The organism is uncultured Methanobrevibacter sp. (genome assembly GCF_900314695.1).
In the GTDB taxonomy this organism is placed as follows: domain Archaea; phylum Methanobacteriota; class Methanobacteria; order Methanobacteriales; family Methanobacteriaceae; genus Methanocatella.
In genome coordinates this window covers 35,351-53,124 of record NZ_OMWD01000004.1, presented here as the reverse complement: position 1 = coordinate 53,124, position 17,774 = coordinate 35,351, and the positions used below count along the sequence as shown (strand labels likewise).

Annotated in this window: 20 protein-coding genes; 13 read left to right on the top strand and 7 right to left on the bottom strand. The window is 32.3% G+C overall.

Annotated features, from left to right (window positions below):
- Positions 1–39: 39 nt before the first annotated feature.
- From QZN45_RS01850 to QZN45_RS01840, 3 genes are all read left to right on the top strand, one after another.
- Positions 40–1,476: a hypothetical protein gene (locus QZN45_RS01850; RefSeq protein ID WP_296810727.1), complete on the top strand. Its 1,437-nt coding sequence runs from the start codon at positions 40–42 to the stop codon at positions 1,474–1,476.
- 369 nt (positions 1,477–1,845) lie between these two features.
- Entirely contained in the window at positions 1,846–3,456 is a 1,611-nt protein-coding gene (thsA, locus tag QZN45_RS01845) for a thermosome subunit alpha (RefSeq protein ID WP_292880422.1), read from the top strand.
- A 42-nt stretch (positions 3,457–3,498) separates the two neighbouring features.
- Complete coding sequence (locus tag QZN45_RS01840; protein WP_296810724.1) at positions 3,499–4,503, top strand: adenosylcobinamide amidohydrolase; 1,005 nt, start codon at positions 3,499–3,501, stop codon at positions 4,501–4,503.
- On the opposite strand, the gene xseB is transcribed toward QZN45_RS01840, so the two are convergent.
- Both xseB and xseA read right to left on the bottom strand, forming a co-directional pair.
- The gene (gene xseB / locus QZN45_RS01835; protein ID WP_292605245.1) at positions 4,493–4,711 is read right to left on the bottom strand and encodes an exodeoxyribonuclease VII small subunit; all 219 of its coding nucleotides are present in this window, start codon (positions 4,709–4,711) and stop codon (positions 4,493–4,495) included. The two genes, QZN45_RS01840 and xseB, sit on opposite strands and share 11 nt — an antisense overlap.
- A complete protein-coding gene (gene xseA, locus QZN45_RS01830; protein WP_296810721.1) occupies positions 4,711–6,099 on the bottom strand; it encodes an exodeoxyribonuclease VII large subunit in 1,389 nt (462 codons plus the stop codon). Before xseA ends, xseB begins: the two co-directional genes overlap by 1 nt.
- A 147-nt stretch (positions 6,100–6,246) precedes the next feature.
- On the opposite strand from xseA, the gene QZN45_RS01825 reads away from it, so the two are divergent.
- Positions 6,247–6,480, top strand: coding sequence for a PRC-barrel domain-containing protein (locus QZN45_RS01825; RefSeq protein WP_292605241.1), 234 nt, complete (start codon positions 6,247–6,249; stop codon positions 6,478–6,480).
- 9 nt (positions 6,481–6,489) lie between these two features.
- On the top strand, positions 6,490–7,017 hold the full coding sequence (gene pyrE, locus QZN45_RS01820) for an orotate phosphoribosyltransferase (RefSeq protein ID WP_292605239.1): 528 nt from the start codon (positions 6,490–6,492) through the stop codon (positions 7,015–7,017).
- 38 nt (positions 7,018–7,055) lie between these two features.
- On the opposite strand, the gene QZN45_RS01815 is transcribed toward pyrE, so the two are convergent.
- Genes QZN45_RS01815 through QZN45_RS01800 form a run of 4 tightly spaced genes read right to left on the bottom strand, consistent with a single transcriptional unit; the run spans position 7,056 to position 9,471 of the window.
- Positions 7,056–7,562: a molybdenum cofactor biosynthesis protein B gene (locus QZN45_RS01815; RefSeq protein WP_296810717.1), complete on the bottom strand. Its 507-nt coding sequence runs from the start codon at positions 7,560–7,562 to the stop codon at positions 7,056–7,058.
- A 14-nt stretch (positions 7,563–7,576) separates the two neighbouring features.
- Positions 7,577–7,876, bottom strand: coding sequence for an ArsR family transcriptional regulator (locus QZN45_RS01810; protein ID WP_292605235.1), 300 nt, complete (start codon positions 7,874–7,876; stop codon positions 7,577–7,579).
- 6 nt (positions 7,877–7,882) lie between these two features.
- On the bottom strand, positions 7,883–8,680 hold the full coding sequence (locus QZN45_RS01805; RefSeq protein ID WP_292605233.1) for a winged helix-turn-helix domain-containing protein: 798 nt from the start codon (positions 8,678–8,680) through the stop codon (positions 7,883–7,885).
- Positions 8,681–8,685: 5 nt separating this feature from the next.
- The gene (locus QZN45_RS01800; protein WP_296810715.1) at positions 8,686–9,471 is read right to left on the bottom strand and encodes a winged helix-turn-helix domain-containing protein; all 786 of its coding nucleotides are present in this window, start codon (positions 9,469–9,471) and stop codon (positions 8,686–8,688) included.
- 302 nt (positions 9,472–9,773) lie between these two features.
- On the opposite strand from QZN45_RS01800, the gene QZN45_RS01795 reads away from it, so the two are divergent.
- From QZN45_RS01795 to QZN45_RS01780, 4 genes are read left to right on the top strand one after another with little or no spacing between them, the layout of a single operon-like run.
- The gene (locus QZN45_RS01795; protein WP_292605229.1) at positions 9,774–10,280 is read left to right on the top strand and encodes a ribonuclease VapC; all 507 of its coding nucleotides are present in this window, start codon (positions 9,774–9,776) and stop codon (positions 10,278–10,280) included.
- The gene (locus tag QZN45_RS01790) at positions 10,277–11,398 is read left to right on the top strand and encodes a DUF2117 domain-containing protein (protein WP_296810712.1); all 1,122 of its coding nucleotides are present in this window, start codon (positions 10,277–10,279) and stop codon (positions 11,396–11,398) included. Before QZN45_RS01795 ends, QZN45_RS01790 begins: the two co-directional genes overlap by 4 nt.
- 14 nt (positions 11,399–11,412) lie before the next feature.
- Positions 11,413–12,387: a methanogenesis marker 2 protein gene (locus QZN45_RS01785; RefSeq protein WP_296810709.1), complete on the top strand. Its 975-nt coding sequence runs from the start codon at positions 11,413–11,415 to the stop codon at positions 12,385–12,387.
- Positions 12,388–12,392: 5 nt separating this feature from the next.
- Positions 12,393–13,181 carry a DUF4013 domain-containing protein gene (locus tag QZN45_RS01780; protein WP_296810707.1) on the top strand — a complete coding sequence of 263 codons (789 nt, stop codon included), beginning with the start codon at positions 12,393–12,395 and terminating at the stop codon, positions 13,179–13,181.
- Here the strand turns inward: QZN45_RS01780 and QZN45_RS01775 are convergent.
- Entirely contained in the window at positions 13,178–13,927 is a 750-nt protein-coding gene (locus QZN45_RS01775; RefSeq protein ID WP_296810705.1) for a thermonuclease family protein, read from the bottom strand. The genes QZN45_RS01780 and QZN45_RS01775 overlap by 4 nt on opposite strands.
- Positions 13,928–14,056: 129 nt before the next feature.
- Here QZN45_RS01775 and QZN45_RS01770 point away from each other — a divergent pair, with 129 nt between their 5' ends.
- From QZN45_RS01770 to QZN45_RS01755, 4 genes are read left to right on the top strand one after another with little or no spacing between them, the layout of a single operon-like run.
- A complete protein-coding gene (locus QZN45_RS01770) occupies positions 14,057–15,604 on the top strand; it encodes a methanogenesis marker 3 protein (protein ID WP_292880399.1) in 1,548 nt (515 codons plus the stop codon).
- Positions 15,576–16,043, top strand: a complete 468-nt coding sequence (locus tag QZN45_RS01765) for a methanogenesis marker 6 protein (RefSeq protein ID WP_292605215.1) — start codon at positions 15,576–15,578, stop codon at positions 16,041–16,043. The genes QZN45_RS01770 and QZN45_RS01765 overlap by 29 nt, the downstream gene beginning before the upstream one ends.
- A 13-nt stretch (positions 16,044–16,056) precedes the next feature.
- Positions 16,057–16,512 carry a methanogenesis marker 5 protein gene (locus QZN45_RS01760; protein WP_292605213.1) on the top strand — a complete coding sequence of 152 codons (456 nt, stop codon included), beginning with the start codon at positions 16,057–16,059 and terminating at the stop codon, positions 16,510–16,512.
- Between the two features lie 4 nt (positions 16,513–16,516).
- A complete protein-coding gene (locus QZN45_RS01755; protein ID WP_292605211.1) occupies positions 16,517–17,758 on the top strand; it encodes a methanogenesis marker 15 protein in 1,242 nt (413 codons plus the stop codon).
- Positions 17,759–17,774: the final 16 nt, after the last annotated feature.

Genomic DNA, 17,774 nt, shown 5'->3' with positions numbered 1-17,774 from the left:
AAATCGGTATTGGGATAAAAATTTTAACTAAGGGATAGAATGGAAATAGGAATTGATGCTGAAAAAGATACATTACAATCTTTAATTCGGTCTTGCCTATTGGAGCTTAATCGGCTTAAATTAGAATTAACAAAGCTCGAAGTCGAAAGAGCAAATGATAACACTCCATTAAGGATAAAAGAACTCGAAAAAGACATTGTAGAGAAAGAAAAAGAAGTTTCTGTTATTAAATTCAAGGCTGAAGATGAAATTAATCTTTTGAAAAAACAACTTGATGAAAAGGATATTCTGATTAAAAATCAAGAAGACAGGATTTATGAATTGGATTATGTAAATAATTCTCTTGATGAAATCAAGGAATATTTTGCTGAACAGTTGAAAGAGTATAAGAAAAAGGAATTGGCTGATGTTAATGAAAGGTTGAACGAATCTTTCAGAAGTGTAGCTGAAAAAGATGCTCAAATTAATTCTCTTTCAAGAACAATCGATGAGTATAAAATCAAGATCATTAAACTAGAGAATAACGTTGAAGTTCAAAATCAGATTATGGAACTTGAAAAACAAATCGAGCTTAAGAATAGTGAACTTTCACTTAAAGATAGTGAAATTTCTGAAAGGGATAATCAAATAAATCTTTTAAAAGAACAAACTATCCCTAAAGAAGAGTATGATGATTTGCAATCCAAATTCGAATCTGAAATCAGTGAAATGGATGCAGAAATTGCTACTTTAAAAGAACAAACTATCCCTAAAGAAGAGTATGATGATTTGCAATCCAAATTTGAAACTGAAATTAGTAATTTGGACACATTATTAAATAATCTTAAAGAAAAAACAATTCCTAAAGAAGAGTATATTTCTGTTAAAAACCAATTGGAAACTAAACTTGCTGCTACAAGCACAGAACTTGAATATTTAAAAGAAAAAACTATTCCTCGTGAAGAATATGTTTCTCTTCAAAACAAATTGGAAACTGAAATTGTAGCTAAGAATAACGAGCTTGAATATTTAAAAGAAAAGACTATTCCTCGTGAAGAATATGTTTCTCTTCAAAACAAATTTGAGAATGAAATTGTTGCTAAGAATAACGAGCTTGAATATTTAAAAGAAAAGACTATTCCTCGTGAAGAATATGTTTCTCTTCAAAACAAATTGGAAACTGAAATTGTAGCTAAAGATAAGGAACTTGAATATTTAAAAGAAAAAACTATTCCTCGTGAGGATTACATTTCCCTTCAAACTGAACTTCAGGGCGAAATTAATTCAAAAGATAGTGAACTTAAATATTTAAGGGAACAAACTATTCCAAAAGAAGATTATATTAAACTTCAAAATGAGTTAAATAGGAAAAATGATAAAATCAAAAGGTTGGAAGAAATCAATACTTTCTTTAATGAGCTTCAAGAAGAACAAGAAGCTTATGAAACCATGGATTCAACTCCTCCTTTTAGATTAGAGAAAAAACAAGGTAGATAATTCTACCCTTATTATTTTTTTTCAATATAATTCAACTTTGTTGGTGAATGACCTATATGCTCTTGTGGGTATGTGTTTTTTTTGGTGATTCACTTTATAATTTTTTATTTTTCCTGTGATTATATGATGTTTTTATTTCAAATCTATTAAAATTATCAAAGCATAATCTTATTATATTGGATTAATTTTTTTGGGATGATGTTTGATATTATTTTTCTTACTTTTATTTACTTTATACCATAAAGTATTTATATAACCTTAAACTCATGTATTATGTAGAAAGGTTTAGTCAACACTAAAACTTATTTTCTCATGTTGATATTTAAACTGATCTAATTATTTTATAAAATTAAAAAAAGGTGATTATTAATGGCACAAGGACAACCAATTTTTATTTTACCTGAAGGTACTAACAGGTCTGTCGGTAGAGATGCACAAAGAAATAACATTTTAGCTGGAAAAGTATTAGCTGAAACTGTAAGAACTACTTTAGGTCCAAAAGGAATGGACAAAATGTTAGTTGACGGACTTGGTGATATTGTAGTAACCAATGACGGTGTAACAATCTTAAAAGAAATGGATATTGAACATCCTGCAGCAAAAATGCTCGTAGAAGTTGCAAAAACCCAAGAAGATGAAGTTGGAGATGGAACTACTACTGCAGTTATCATTGCTGGAGAATTATTAAAAAAATCCGAAAACTTACTCGATTCTGACATTCACCCAACTATCATAGCTATGGGATACAGAAAAGCAGCAGAAAAAGCACAAGAAATCTTAGATGAAATCGCAATCGATGACGTAGATTCTGAAATTTTACTCAAAGTAGCTATGACTGCTATGACCGGTAAAGGAACCGAAGCAGCTCGTGAACCATTAGCAAAATTAATCGTTGAAGCTGTTGAAGCAGTAGAAGAAGACGGTGAAGTTGATATCGATAACATCAAAATCGAGAAAAAAGATGGTGCTGTTGTTGAAGAATCCAACTTAGTTGAAGGTGTAATTGTAGACAAAGAAAGAGTACACCCAGGTATGCCATCTGAAATCAAAGATGCAAAAATCGCATTAATCAACGCTCCATTAGAAGTAAAAGAAACTGAAATGGACGCTGAAATTACCATTACTGACCCTGCTCAAATGCAAGCTTTCATTGAACAAGAAGAAAAAATGGTTAAAGACATGGTAGATAAAGTAGTTGGCGCTGGTGCAAACGTATTATTCGCACAAAAAGGTATTGATGATTTAGCACAACACTACTTATCCAAAGCTGGCGTTTTAGCTGTAAGAAGAGTTAAAAAATCTGACATTGAAAAATTATCCAGAGCAACCGGTGCTAATGTTGTAACTAACTTAGATGACTTAACTGAAGATGATTTAGGTATTGCTGGAACTGTTGAAGAAAGAAAAATCTCCGGTGAAGACATGATCTTCGTAGAAGAATGTTCCGGTGCAAAATCAGTAACCTTATTCGTAAGAGGTAGTACCAAACACATTGTAGATGAAATTGTAAGAGCAATTGAAGATGCAATCGGTGTTGTAGCAGCTACTGTAGAAGATGACAAAGTTGTTGCTGGTGGAGGAGCTCCTGAAATTGCAATGGCTAAAAAACTCAAAGATTACGCAGAATCCATTTCTGGAAGAGAACAATTAGCTGTAAACGCATTTGCAGAAGCTTTAGAAATCGTACCAAAAACCTTAGCTGAAAACGCAGGTTTAGACAGCATCGACTCATTAGTAGATTTAAGAGCTGCACAAGAAGACTCATTCTACATGGGATTAGATGTATTCACTGGTGAAGTAGCAGATATGAAAGAAGCTGGTGTAATTGAACCTAAACGTGTCAAAAAACAAGCAATCCAATCTGCATCTGAAGCAGCTGAAATGATTTTAAGAATCGATGATGTAATTGCATCCACAAAAGGCCCTGAAGACATGGGTATGGATCCTTCCGCAATGGGCGGAATGCCTCCAATGATGTAAATCTAAAGAAATTTTTATAATTTCTTTTCTTTTTTTATTTTTATGAAGCACAGGCTTATTTTCAAAACATCACTTGATGATGAAGTATATTATTTAAAAGACACTATTTTTATTAAGTTTTCAGTTAAACGTAGGGGAATTTCAACATCCAAATTAAATGGTGGAATTTCAACTAATTTAAAAACAGTCTTTAATCATCATTTGTCTCAAGAAAACATTGATTATCTAACTGACCATGATGTGCGGGAATATTTGATTAATCTCTGTAATGATTTTGATATTGATTATAAACAATCCACTGGCCTTATCACTCTTGCAAAAATGAATAATGTAAGTATTGTTGAAAAATCTTTTAAAAACTTAGAAATTACAGTCCTTACGACAGCGGGCGTGAGAACAAACGCTTCACGGGCAGGTGATTCCTCTTCTTACTATGAGGAATATGGTAAATTCGGCACAATTAATACTATAATTTTAACCAATGTTGCCTTAAATGATGATACTCTAATTGATGCGGTTATGACTGCAACCGAAGCGAAAACAGTAGCATTGAATGATTTGAAAATACCTTCCCAGTATTCCAACGGATATGCAACGGGTACAGGTACTGATGGTATAGCAATCTTTTCCAATCTTGAATCGGATAACTCTTTAACAAATGCAGGCAAGCATTCAAAACTGGGGGAGCTAATTGCTAAAAGCGTTATTGAATCAACTAAAAAAGCTATAAAAAAACAGGTTTGGATTTCTCAAAAGTCTCAATCAAATGCATTGGTTAGGTTAAATCGATATTATTTGGATATCAATGAATTTTATAATAATTTGGATTATGATAAATTTGAATTTATAAAATTATTGCAAAAAGACATGAAAAAACAGGATAATGTTGCCATAACATCATCCATTTTAAATTTAATTGATGAAGTTGATGCCAATTTAATTAAAAGGGATGAAGCCAGGAAACTGTCCATTTCGATTAAGGATAAATGTGAAAGCTATCCAATAAAAAAATTGTTGGAGTATTGGATAGACTATTTCATTCGTTAATATTGAAATCGATTAACTCTCCGTTATCTTCAACTATTTTAGCAATGGCCTGTTCAGCATTGTTTAACTTATTGTTACATACTTTTACAAGTTGCATTGCATTGTTGAATTCATCAATCGCATCATCAAGGGGGACGTTTCCGCTTTCTAATTTGTTTACAATTTCTTCCAGTTTTTCTAAACTTTCTTCAAAACTTAAATTTTCCATTATATCACCTTTGTATTTATAGTTCCATCATCAACTTTGATGTCTACTTCATCTCCACTTTCAACATCTTTCACGCTTTTTATCACTTTATCTTTCGATTTGGCTATTGAATAACCTCTTTTCAATGTCAGTAGAGGATTTAAAATTGATAACTTGTCAACATTAACTATAAGTCTTTCTTCTTTTTTATTTTTAATATCATTTGGATTTTTCAGTATTTTTGAGCTTTTTATTATCTCTAATTTGTTTTTGTTTTCTGTTATTATGTTTTTTGATGAATAGTTAAGATTCTTTATCAGGTTGTTGAGGTGTGTTTTTTTGTTCTCGTAAATGTTTTTTGGATTTTTTAGTACGGCATTATTTTCAAGAAGCTGTAGCTTGCTTTTATTTTTAGTGATTATATCCTTTGAAGAGTGATCCAGGTTATTTATTAACTGGTCTAAATGCATCTGTTTGATATCATAGATTGATTCGGGATTTTTAATAATCTGCTTTTTACAGATGTTGTCTAATCTTTCTTTATTGTTTGAAATCTTATTTTCTATGATTTTAGTTAATCTTTTACTGATTTGATATATTCTGTTATTCAATTCGTCCGTTTGGGGAACTGCAAGTTCAGCCGCAGCAGTTGGTGTAGGCGCTCTCAAATCAGCTGCAAAATCAGATATTGTAAAATCGGTTTCATGTCCTACAGCACTGATTATTGGTATTTTGCAATCAAATATTTCTCTTGCAACAATTTCTTCATTGAATGGCCATAAATCTTCAATGCTTCCTCCGCCTCTGCCGATGATAATGGTGTCCAAATCATATTTCTGGGATTTTTTCAGTTGGCTTACAATTTGGGGAGCTGCGAAATCTCCCTGAACCAATGTTGAGAAAACATAAATTTCACATTGGGGATATCTTCTGTTGATGGTTGTGATTATATCCTTAATGGCTGCTCCGGTTTTGGCAGTTATGACTCCAATTCTTTTGGGATACTTTGGTATTTCTTTTTTATGTCTTTTGTCAAATAATCCTTCACTTTGAAGCTTTTTCTTTAGTTTTTCAAAGGCTATATACAAATCACCAATTCCATCCTTTTTGATTGTATTGGCTTTTAGCTGATAATATCCGTTTTTTTCATAAACTTCAACACTGCCTTTGATTATTACCTTCATTCCATTTTCAGGTTCAAATTCAAGGTTCCTTTTTCTTCCTTTATATAAAACTCCTTTAATTTGTGAATTTTCATCTTTTAGTGTAAAATAATCATGGCCGTTGGCATAAGATTTATAATTTGAAAGCTCTCCCTTGATTTGGATATTTTTTAATTTGGGGTCCATGTTAAACTTTTTCTTTAAGTAGGAATTTATTTGAGATACACTAAAATTGTTATTTTCCATAGATTCACCTGATTACATTGTTAATATGTTGTTTGTATTTAAAACAATTTGCTATTTTCAAGTCAATATTTCCTTTGAATCAAAAATAAGTATATAATAGGGAATGAACTAATTAATATATATTAATAAAAATTTTTTGGTGATTACATGAGAATTAAAGATGAACTATTTGGAAAAGAAGTTCTTGATGCCGATATTCAAATCGTCGGTAAAATTAATGATGTGCTTTTTGATAAGGATACTTTTGAAATTACTGACCTTGTAATTAAAAAAACAGGATTCTCTGAACAGATTAAAGCTAGCGAAAACGTAATTCCAATGGAACTTGTAAAAGTAATTGGTGATAAAGTTTTGCTTAAAGGCGAAGATGATTTATTATAATTGATTAACATGATTTCAAAAGAATATTTAATCGATTTATTGAAGGATAATGAAGTTTTCCTTGAGGGCGACTTTACATTATCTTCTGGTAAAAAGAGCAATTATTATATCAATATGAAAAAAGCCATTACAGAACCTGAAATTTTGTCTACAATTTCCAAATTGATTAGTGATAAGATTAAAGATGAGGACATTGATAAAGTTGCAGGTCCAGCATTAGGTGCAGTTCCAATAGCTACTGCAGTTTCTCTTGAATCTAAACTCCCTTTATTAATGATTCGTAAAGAAAAAAAGGGATACGGAACTTCAAAATTAATTGAAGGTGAACTTTTAGAAGGGGATAATGTTATTGTTGTTGAAGATGTATCAACTACTGGCGGCTCACTTTTAAAAGCAATTAAAGCTATTCAAGACAATGGCGGTAATGTAAAAAGAGCATTTGTTGTAGTTGACAGACAAGAAGGCGCCATTGAAGCATTTGAAAAAGAAGGCATAACACTTGAACCTTTAATCACTGTCAATGAATTTTTTGATTAAAAAAAAGAAAAATGATGAAAGTAAATTTCATCATTAAATTATTTTTTTACATGATGAACAAAATGTGGTAGTTCATTAATAATTAGACTTAGTCCAGTTTTCACAGCATTTGGTGAACCTGGCATTGAAAAAATTACTGTTTTCCTGTATATTCCAGCTGTTGCTCGTGATAATAATGCTGCAGCACCAATTTCTTCATACGATTTAGCTCGGAATAGCTCGCCGAAACCGTCTAATCTTTTTTCGAAAAGCTCTTCTACAGTTTCAACAGTAATGTCTCTGGCATCTAGCCCAGTTCCTCCTGTCGTGATGATAACATCAACATTATCTTCAATTAATTTTTCAATGGATGATAATAAATCTTCTTTTTCATCAGGGATTATAATTCTTGAATTCAGGGAATATTTTGTTTCAATTTCTTTTTCTATGTATTGCCCGGAGAGATCTGCTTTTTTTGATTTCCTGCTGTCACTTAGAGTAATTATTGCACATTTGATATCTTTAGATGAATTATCATAATGTTCCTTTGCAGTTTCACTTTTCATAATATCACATTTCTTTATTTTAAGTGCTTTTTAATTTGTTCATATTCACTTAAATTATTTATTAATTTTTGAGAAGGATAAAACAAAGTGCCATACTTCATTTCATTTTGCACAACTACTTCTGATTTTAAAACTAAATAGATGTGATATTTCACGGTCTTATAATCTAAATTCAATTCTTTTGATAATTGATTGGCATTATAAGGATGTTTTAATATCTCATCGATAATTCTAACAGTAGTGTTGCCTCCTTTTCTTCCCAAAATTAAATTGTTCATTTCGCAAATGAATTTGGAGGAATTATCATTCTCCATGTTTTTTCACCTCCTGTATATTGAATAAACTTCAGAGGCCCATTTTAAGCTGTTGGTAGATTTTCCAATTAGCATTTGTGAATCATCATAATGCCCGTCTTTAAAAAAGAGAGTTAGTGACATGAAATCATGTGAGTAAGTTAAAAACAATTTCAAATTTTCTTTAACGCAAATTATTTTTACTTTTTTATTTTCAAGCAGGTATTTTCTAAAAGTTCCATTTATTTTTATTGCTTTTAAAATCTCTTCACTTATTACTAGTTCTATATATTTTAATTTATTATTATTTAACAACTCAATGATGTGTTTAAAGTGATTTTCTGAGTATATTGGCATTATAATTTTCAATTCTATGGAATTTGATATTAGGTCTATATACTTGTTGAATGCATTCGAAAGGTCGCTTGTTGTTGATGTTATGTAGTTTGCATCCTTTAAAAGATGCATATTCTTTAGAAGTTCCTTTGGAATGCATGTGAGGTCATGATTATCCCAAAATTCGGTATTGTTGTTAATTGCAGACCAATTTTCAATAAGTTTTATCATGTTTGTAGCTAGAAGAAATCCATTTGATGTTAACTGATACTTTTTTTGAACTTTTTTAACTAGATTTTCTGTCTCTAACTCTTTAAGGCCATGCAATATTGTTGCTGAAGGTTTGTTTAAATCATTTCTCAATTCTTCTAGATTTCGAGAACAGCTATACATTGCCAAAATTAATTTGGATCGCATAGTTGATGTTAATATATATTTAATATTTTTGTACTCTTCATTTAATTGATTTTTTGTCTGTAAATTTGTCATTTTAATCACATTTTTTCTTTTATACTTGTAAAAAGATTATTTGCCCATTTTTGTGATTTTTCACTTGATGAAATTAAAAGTCTGTTCTGATCAAAGCTGCCGTCATTTTTAAACAACCCTAAGCTCATTGTATCATCGCATAATGTCAGATATAGATTCAGTTCTTTTGATGTGGTATATACTTTCAAATCACCTTTTGCAGTTGCAGGCTTTCGTATATCCTCATTTATCTCAAGAATCATTTTAGAAAACATGTTTCTGGGTAAGACTATCTCAACCTTTCCGTTATTTTTCAGGATATTCTCAATCAATTGGGGATACTCTGGATGGAGATATGGAAAAATAGCTTTAAGACTTTTTGATGTAATCATTTTTTCTTTAATTGTATTGTGTGTTTTGTAAATGTCTAAGGGTGTTGTTTTTATTAGTTCTGAATCTTTTAAGTCATTGATGTTTTGAATTGAATCAAGAGTTAATTGGTCAATGTTATGTCTGCCCCAGAAGTCATCGAAAGTGGTTATTAAATCGACGCTCATTTTGAAGTCCATTAGATTTCTATAATAAATTTTGCTCAATGGCTTCAAGTGATACTTATTTTTCTTTTTTATGACGTAGTTGCGTTCCTCAAGCTTCACCAGGTTGCTTGAAATGGAACTATAGGTAATGTTTGTTGTATTTACCAGTTCTTTGACAGTTTTTGGATTTTTTTCTAGTTCGCCAATTATTTTTAGCCGAATTTCGGATTTTGCAAGAAATTGTATTTCATTATTTAAATCATATGAATTAATCATTTTTTCGACCTCCGATTTTTTTCATTCATGAATATCATATGTCGTATTCACGAATTATTTTGCAATATAAGATATATTTTCAAATTTTAAATATATTTTTTCAAATTTCCACCATATTTTCCCCCCATTTCATCCCTATTTGTCCCCTATTTCTTTTAATTTAGATTAAATTCATTTTATCATTAATGGGTGTCATAGTAGTATTCTAAACTGTTTTTTATAATTCTGTATTCTTGGATATTTTTCATCATTTGAATAAAATTTTGCCAAGTTTTATTTAATTTTAAAATAAAAATAGTGGTATGGAAATTGTTTATATTTTAGATGCATCAGCTTTTATCAATGGCTTTCAATTAGATTCTAAAAATAATTTTACAGTCCCTGAAATAACTTCTGAGATAAAAGATTTTGAGTCACGTTTAAAATTTGACGCTGCACTTGCCGAAAATAGGCTGACTATTCAGGATGTTCCTGCTGAGTATGTGGAATCGGTTGAAGAAATCATTTCCAAGTCGGGTGATGTTTTAAGGTTATCTGTTCCTGATAAAAAATTAATTTCACTGGCTTATATGAAGTTTAGGGAAGGTGAAAATGTAAAGGTCATTAGTGATGATTATACCATACAAAATACTTTAAGGATAATGGATATTCCATATTCCGGAATCATTACTGATGGAATTAAAGGAATTTATAACTGGAAAAAGGTTTGTGAAGGATGTAAAAAGGAATATGATGAGGATTATCCATTTGATGATTGTGAAATATGTGGATCTAAAATATTTAAAAAAAGAATTAAGGTGAATAGATGAAAATTGGCGTAGTGGTTCATGGCCCTAATATAATTGATTCCGGTTATGCTTTAAAATTAATTGATTTGCTTAATGAGTACGGTGAGGTTACTGCAAGGCTTGGAGGAACAATGGGCAGGACTGCGGTAATTGATGCCAGCTTGGAAAACATTATAGATATTCGAAAAAAACTGGTTCCAAGCGATTCCTTAAAAATATTTCATGATGATAATGTTGATGTAATCTTTTTGCTTAATTATGGAAAATCTGATGTTACAGGCCAAGTTTTTGGATATAAGGTTTATAATCATTATGTTCAAAAAATTGATGATTATTCAATTCCTGTTATTCAAATTGAAAGGCCTGGTGAGGATGATGGTAGTGTCATACCTTGGAATGGAAACTTCGAATTGGCGAAGGATTTGGCTCATAGGCTAAATTTGACTTTAATAACTCCGGAAGAGGTTTATGATAACCACATTAAACAGGATGATGTTCCTGATAATCATACTCATAGGATAGTTCATGGCGTAAGTCCTGGTGAAAATATCATGGTTAACAGTGTGGTCATCGGTAAAACTGATTCAGACAAGCTTACATTAATTGCAAAGGATAATATGATTGTAGATATTGTAGGAGGAACTCTAAAAGGGCATGGCGTTGAAAAATTGGGTGAAGTTGACCTTGAAACTGCAATTATCAAAACGGGCCTTTTAAGAAAAGCCAAAGTTACTCCTCGCATTTTGCAAAGGGATGACAATGCTGATTTTGAAGTTGCATTTTTAGACCATGCCGGTGAGGACGTTTACAGGTTTAGGGGTTGTGATGTGGTTATTACAATTGGTGATGATACAACATTAATATCTTCTGATATTCTGTACCGATTTGATATACCTATAGTTGGAATTACTGATGGTGATTTGGACAAGGTTGTTGAAAATGGATTCAAAGCTAAAAATTCCATCATCTTTGAAGTTGAAAGTGGTTTTGATGATGTCTGCGGACAAGCTATTGAAAAGAATTTATTCACCGATAATCAGATTAATTCTGATTTTTCAAATATCTCTCAAGTTGAACAAAAGATTATTGAAATAATAAATAATATTAATTGCAAATACAAAATTAATTATATTGATTAAACGGATGTGTTTAAGTGGATTTGGAAAGTCTTGTAAAATCTATTCAAGAGTTTGAAGGAGTATCACGTAAAAGTTCAATCGATAACGTCATTTCTCTTTTAAAGGAATCTTACAATGTTTCTGGTGATGTAGTTATTGATATTGGGGATGATGCTTCTGCAATAGACATTGGTAATAATCAAGTCGTATTAATTGCTGCTGATGGTATATGGGGTCAGATAATGAATGTTAACCCTTACTGGGCAGGATACTGCGCAGTTTTAGTTAATGTAAATGATATTGCTGCAATGGGCGGCAAGCCTCTAGCCATGGTTAATATAATGTCAATAAAAAATGATGATATCTATGAGGATTTATTGAGAGGCATAAATGACGGATGTTTAAAGTTCGGCGTTCCAATGGTTGGAGGACACTTGCATCCTGATGGGGATAGTGACTCTTTAGGTGTGGCAATTGTTGGAATAGCTCAAAAAGATAAAATCATTACTAGTTTTGGTGCCGAGGTTGGGGATAAAGTTATTGTTGCAATTGACCTTGACGGCAAACCTCATGAAATGTTCAGTCTAAATTGGGACACCACTTATGATAAGGATGCAAAATTGGTTCGCGATCAGATTAGTGCAGTTCAGTATTTGGCTGAAAACGATTATATCAAATCAGGAAAGGACATTTCAAATCCTGGAATATTGGGAACTTTGGAAATGCTTTTGGAAACTTCCAAAAAAGGAGCAGTTGTTAATCTGGAAAATATTCCAAAAAATGAAAATATGGAATGGGTTGACTGGCTTCGGGTTTATCCGGGTTCAGGTTTTGTTTTCACTGCTGATGAAGATTACTGCGGTTATATTAAAGAATATCTTGCAAGGTTTTCCATTGAAGCAGAAGTTGTGGGTGAAATTACAGATTCCAATTCACTTTATTTAACATATCGTGATGAAAAAATTGAAGTTTTCAATCAAGAAAAAAATCCGATATTCATATTTAGGTGATTTTCATGAAATTCAGTAGGATTATTTCAAATTCTTTTAAGTATCCCTTTAGTGGCAAGGAACTTATTTTTTCCTTTTTGCTATTTGTTTTGGCCATAATTTTGCCGCTTGGCTTCATATCTGATAATAATATTGTAATGATTTTAGGTTTGATTTCATTAATTATTTTTATTTTCATATTGCCTGGATATATGTTGTCTGTAGTAAAAAATGGGACAAAAGAATCATTTAAAATTCCAAAAGTCAGTCTTAAAAAGAACTTTATAGATACTTTAAAGCTAATTGTTTTGGATATTGTTTACAGCATAATTCCCGTGATTCTATTTTTAATTCTAATTCCAGTTGGAGCGGTCATGTCCCTTTCAGTAAATGATTTAAATTCATTTCTGGTTCAATGGGGATTGATTTTAGGTATAATTGCTATTGTATTTTTTATATTTTCAATTTTGCAGTTTATTGCAACCGCCAGATTGGCTCATTATGATAGTCTGTCTAAGGCAGTAGATTTTACACAATCCTATAGGGATCTTAGAAACATAGGTGTTTTAAAAGTGCTTGGAGTATTTTTGATAATTCCTATCATGACTTCCATTATAGAATTCATATGCTTTTACATTTCCATGTTCGTTCCATATGTCGGACTTTTAGTATATTTCTGCATAATTATTCCTATAGTTTGTCTAATTCGTGCTTTTTCATTAGGATTACTATATTCTGACGGTTCTGGTGATGATTTCGATTTCGACAAATTTGAAAAAGAGGTACAAAAGATAAAGTATGGAAGATTGTATTAGGGATTGCAGATTTTGCAGGGCACATATCCCTGACTAATCGCTTCATCTCTACTTGAAAAGAATACTTTATTTCCTTCTGACATTTTGCTGACGCTAGTGCATCCTGCATCGTGGAATTTTCCAGTATTGGCATTTCCAACATAGCTTCCAGAGTCTGATGAACTTGAAGATGAAGTACTTGTGTGTTGTGAATGGCTGGAAGATGAGGATGAATGGCTGCTTGCAACATGCGTATCTCCATTTGCCCAGTCATATGGATAGAATTCACTTGGAGGCATATACATCACTTCTGCAAGGCCTTCTTTTAAAAGCATTTCATTCACATTTTTTCCATCAACAATAACAACAGCTAATGTCCTCCCGTAGCGGTCATTGTTTTTAGAATCGTCAATATCTATGCCCACTTCTTTATTAAGGCATAATTTTTGAACAAAGTTTTTAGAGGTAATGTATCCTTCAACACCTCTTTCGGGAGTATTCACACCAACGAAACGTATCTTTTTACCATTGTCCAAATATATTGTATCTCCATCAACCACCTGTGTACAGACTGCACTTTCTTCAACGTGGCAATCGGTATTACCATATTTGCTTAGGATATCTGAAGCAGACATGTCATAATACTTTGAACCGGGTATGTTATGTGAAAAACCTGTTCCAGTATAAGCGCTGGCAATTGAAATTGCAGACAGTGCTATAATTAAAATGACTATCAAAGAAAAGAGATGTTTTTTTCCAAATTCCATTTTTTTTACCTCCACTATTATAATTGTTATAATTGTGTGTAAATATAATTTTTGAATTTCAAATAAATAATTTTAATATATATAAGGATTATAAATATAAAATGTTAAAAATTCTTATTAGGAGATTGTATGTTAATTAAAATTAATGGAGAAGAAAGAAATGTGGCGGAGGATTCTACAATTCAGGATGTAATTGATGAAACTAACGCCCCATATACTCCTGGTAGTATTGTTTGTTTGATTAAAGGAAAAAAGGAACTTGAGAAAAATATAAACAAGTATAAAATTAAAACAAATTCCGGTTCCATTATCATCCAATTAGACGAGTCTGATGAAGCAAAACCTTTAATTGATGTTTGGAAAAACCAATATGAGGATTTTGTTGATTTGGATGTAAGATGGTCTACTCCAACTGAAGTGGCTATTGGTCCTGTTGTAACTGATTTAGAACCAACTTCTGATGAACACAAATATTTTGAAGGAGATGTTGTTTTAAGTTTATCCAGTTTTAGTAATGAGTCTACTCATTTAATCATACTTAAAGCGAATACAACTAACGTTTATAGTGTACCTCCATATAATAAGGGTATTTTTGCCCGTGTTATTGGTGGTAAGAAAACTTTAGAAAATCTCACAGATGATGATGCCATAATTGGCATTGAACCAATTATTGAAAGAAGCACAACCACTGATATGATTGGAGTATCTGATTTAAGTACTGTTTTAGATGAAGGAAATGAGTTATTTACTTATATCTCTTTTGAAATTGATGAGGAGTCTCCAGTTTGTGTAGAGCATCTATTCTCATTAATCAAAGATGGAAGAATTAAAGTTTCTTATGATAGTGAATCTTTCATAGGCTTTTATGATTTGGAGGGAATCGAAAAGCCTAAAGAACACACTACTCAAAGGCTCAGGGGAACAGTCACTATCAGAAATGTTGGAAAGGGTATTGGAAGACTATTTATTTATCGTGAAAATAGGGTTTTAACTCCTAATCACACTACTGCAGGTAAAATCGTTAATGGTATGGAAATTATTGACGTTGCAAAAGAAAATGATTTCATTACTGTAAAATCCGAAAGTCAAAGATTAATGCTTTTAAACAAAACTCAAAAAGAAGCAACAGAAATGTTGACTCAAGCGGGAGTTGAACATTTGATTGATGGGATGGTTGATGATGATGCGATTATTGTCGAACAAAATCCTAAACATACAATTGATATTTTAAAAGAAGGTAAAGTAATTACTAAATCAATTAATAAGGATGATTTATGTAGGATTAAATTTGCAGATAATGCACCAAGGTCTGTTAAATACTTCAAACGTTTGTCCGGTCTTTTAGAGAACCCTGTCGGTAAAATCAAAGTTCATTTTGCAGTACCTGGAATGCATATTGTTATGTTTGAAGGGGATAAAAAATCTGCTAAAGGTTTAGTTCCTGAGAATAACCCTGTAGATAAGGTTATAAGAGGTCAAATCGGTATTACGAATATGGCTTCTAAAAGTGCAGGTTTGATTGGTATCAGATTTGAAGATAATTTTGAATATGGTCCGACTGCCGAAGCTTTTGAAGCAACAAACATTATTGGTGATATTGTTTCTGATTATGATGCTCTTGAAAAATTAAAAGAAGGAGTTGTAGTATATGTCACAGAATCTAACAATGAGTCCTGATTTGGGAAAAGAAGATTGGGATCCTGACGTAATTACTCGTATGATTTTTATCGGGCCGGGAGCTCATGTAAGTGAACAAGAGATTGTAAGCGAATTTCATATGCTTGATTTGCCTCTTACAATTAAGAACACTTGTTATGGGTCCATGATTAGTGGAAAAAGTGAGGATGTTTACAAAGCAATTGAGGAAATAAGAAAACTTGATCCAAACCACATTTTCACTAAGGAAAGAGGTTTCGCTCCAGGGGATCCTAGAAGATGCAGAGGTCACAGATTCGGGCCTAGGGAAGGATTCCACCAAATGGAAAAAGAGTATAGAATACTTGGTTTTGTTGCTGAAGCTTTGGAAAATCCTAAAGAAGTGGAACTTGAAGAGAAAAAACCAATTGATGTTGACGAATTTAAAAAGATTATGGATGATTGTATAGAAAATAAATAATATGGGTGAGAACATGGTTAAAATTGCAGTTTATCCTCCAAATTCATTAATTTTGGCAGATTTACTTGAAAGGAGAGGTCATACTCCTTTAGTTTTACAAAAACAAATTAGACAAAAGATTAAAGATCCGGAGATTGATTCTCCACCAATGAACATTACTGAAGAAGATCCTATTAAAGGACTTAAATATGCAGCTATTGAAGTTCCATCTGGTGTTCGTGGAAGGATGGCTATTATCGGACCGCTTATAGATGAGGCTGAAGCAGCAATAGTTGTTGATGGAGCTCCTTATGGATTCGGTTGTATTGGTTGTGCAAGGACCAATGAATTATCAATATTTTTGCTTAGAAACAAAGGTATTCCTGTATTGGAACTCAATTATCCAACTAATCAAGATGAAACATATGTTATGGTGAATCAAATCAATGAGTTTGTAGATTCACTTGAACAAACTGCTGAGGAGGAATAATAAGATGGTTAAAATTGCTTTAGTTTCATGTGGAACAGAATATAGTGGAATTCAAAAGGAAATAGAAAAAGCAGCAAATAAATTCGGTGCTGAAATTATTCTTCCGGAAATCGATTTGGATTATATTGATGAGTCTTATGAAAAATTTGGATTTTCAGCCCAAAGTTCAAGTTTAAAATTAATGATTGCAAGGGCTATGGCTATTGTTGAAGGCAGATCCAAACCTGATGCAGTTTTTATTGCAACCTGTTTTAGATGTGCGGAAGCAGCATTGGTTAGAAATGAAGTAAGAAGATTCATACAAAACAATACTCGTATTCCAGTAGTTACTTACTCTTTCACTGAAAGAACAAAGGCTGATGAATTGTTTATTCGTATGGAAGCATTAGCTACAACCGTAACTCGTAGAAATATTCTTGCCCGTGAAAAACAAGAAGGACTTACTCTTGGACTTGACTCAGGTTCAACCACTACAAAAGCAGTGCTTATGGAAAACAATGAAGTTATTGGAACTGGTTGGACATCTACCAAAGATATCATTGAATCTGCTCAAACAGCTGCTGCTGAAGCGTTCGGTCAAACAGATTATGGTTGGGATGACCTTGATGGTATTGGAACTACAGGTTATGGTAGGTTCACTATGGGTCAGGAGTTTGGCGCTGAACTTATTCAGGAAGAGTTGTCTGTAAATGCAAAAGGTGCAGTATACTTGGCAGACCGTCAGAAAGGTGAAGCTACTGTATTGGATATTGGTGGTATGGATAACAAGGTAATTACTGTTAATAATGGTATTCCTGACAACTTCACTATGGGTGGTATCTGTGCTGGTGCATCCGGAAGATTTTTAGATATGACTTCCCGTAGGTTAGATGTGGATATTACTGAACTGGGACCGCTTGCAGTGCAGGGAGATTGGAGAAAAGCAATGTTAAACTCTTACTGTATTGTATTTGGTATTCAGGACCTTGTTACTACTCTTGCAGCTGGAGGTTCTAAAGCAGATGTTGCTGCAGCGGCATGTCACTCAGTATCTGAACAAGTTTATGAACAGCAACTTCAGGAAATTGACATTCGTGAACCATTAATCCAAGTGGGAGGTACAAGTTTAATTTCAGGTCTTGTTGAAGCCGTAAGCGAAACCTTAGGTGGAATAGAAGTTATCGTACCTGAATATTCTCAACACATTGGTGCTGTCGGAGCAGCTCTTTTAGTATCTGGAATGGGACACAGACAAGATAACAAATAGATTAAGGGTTGATTTG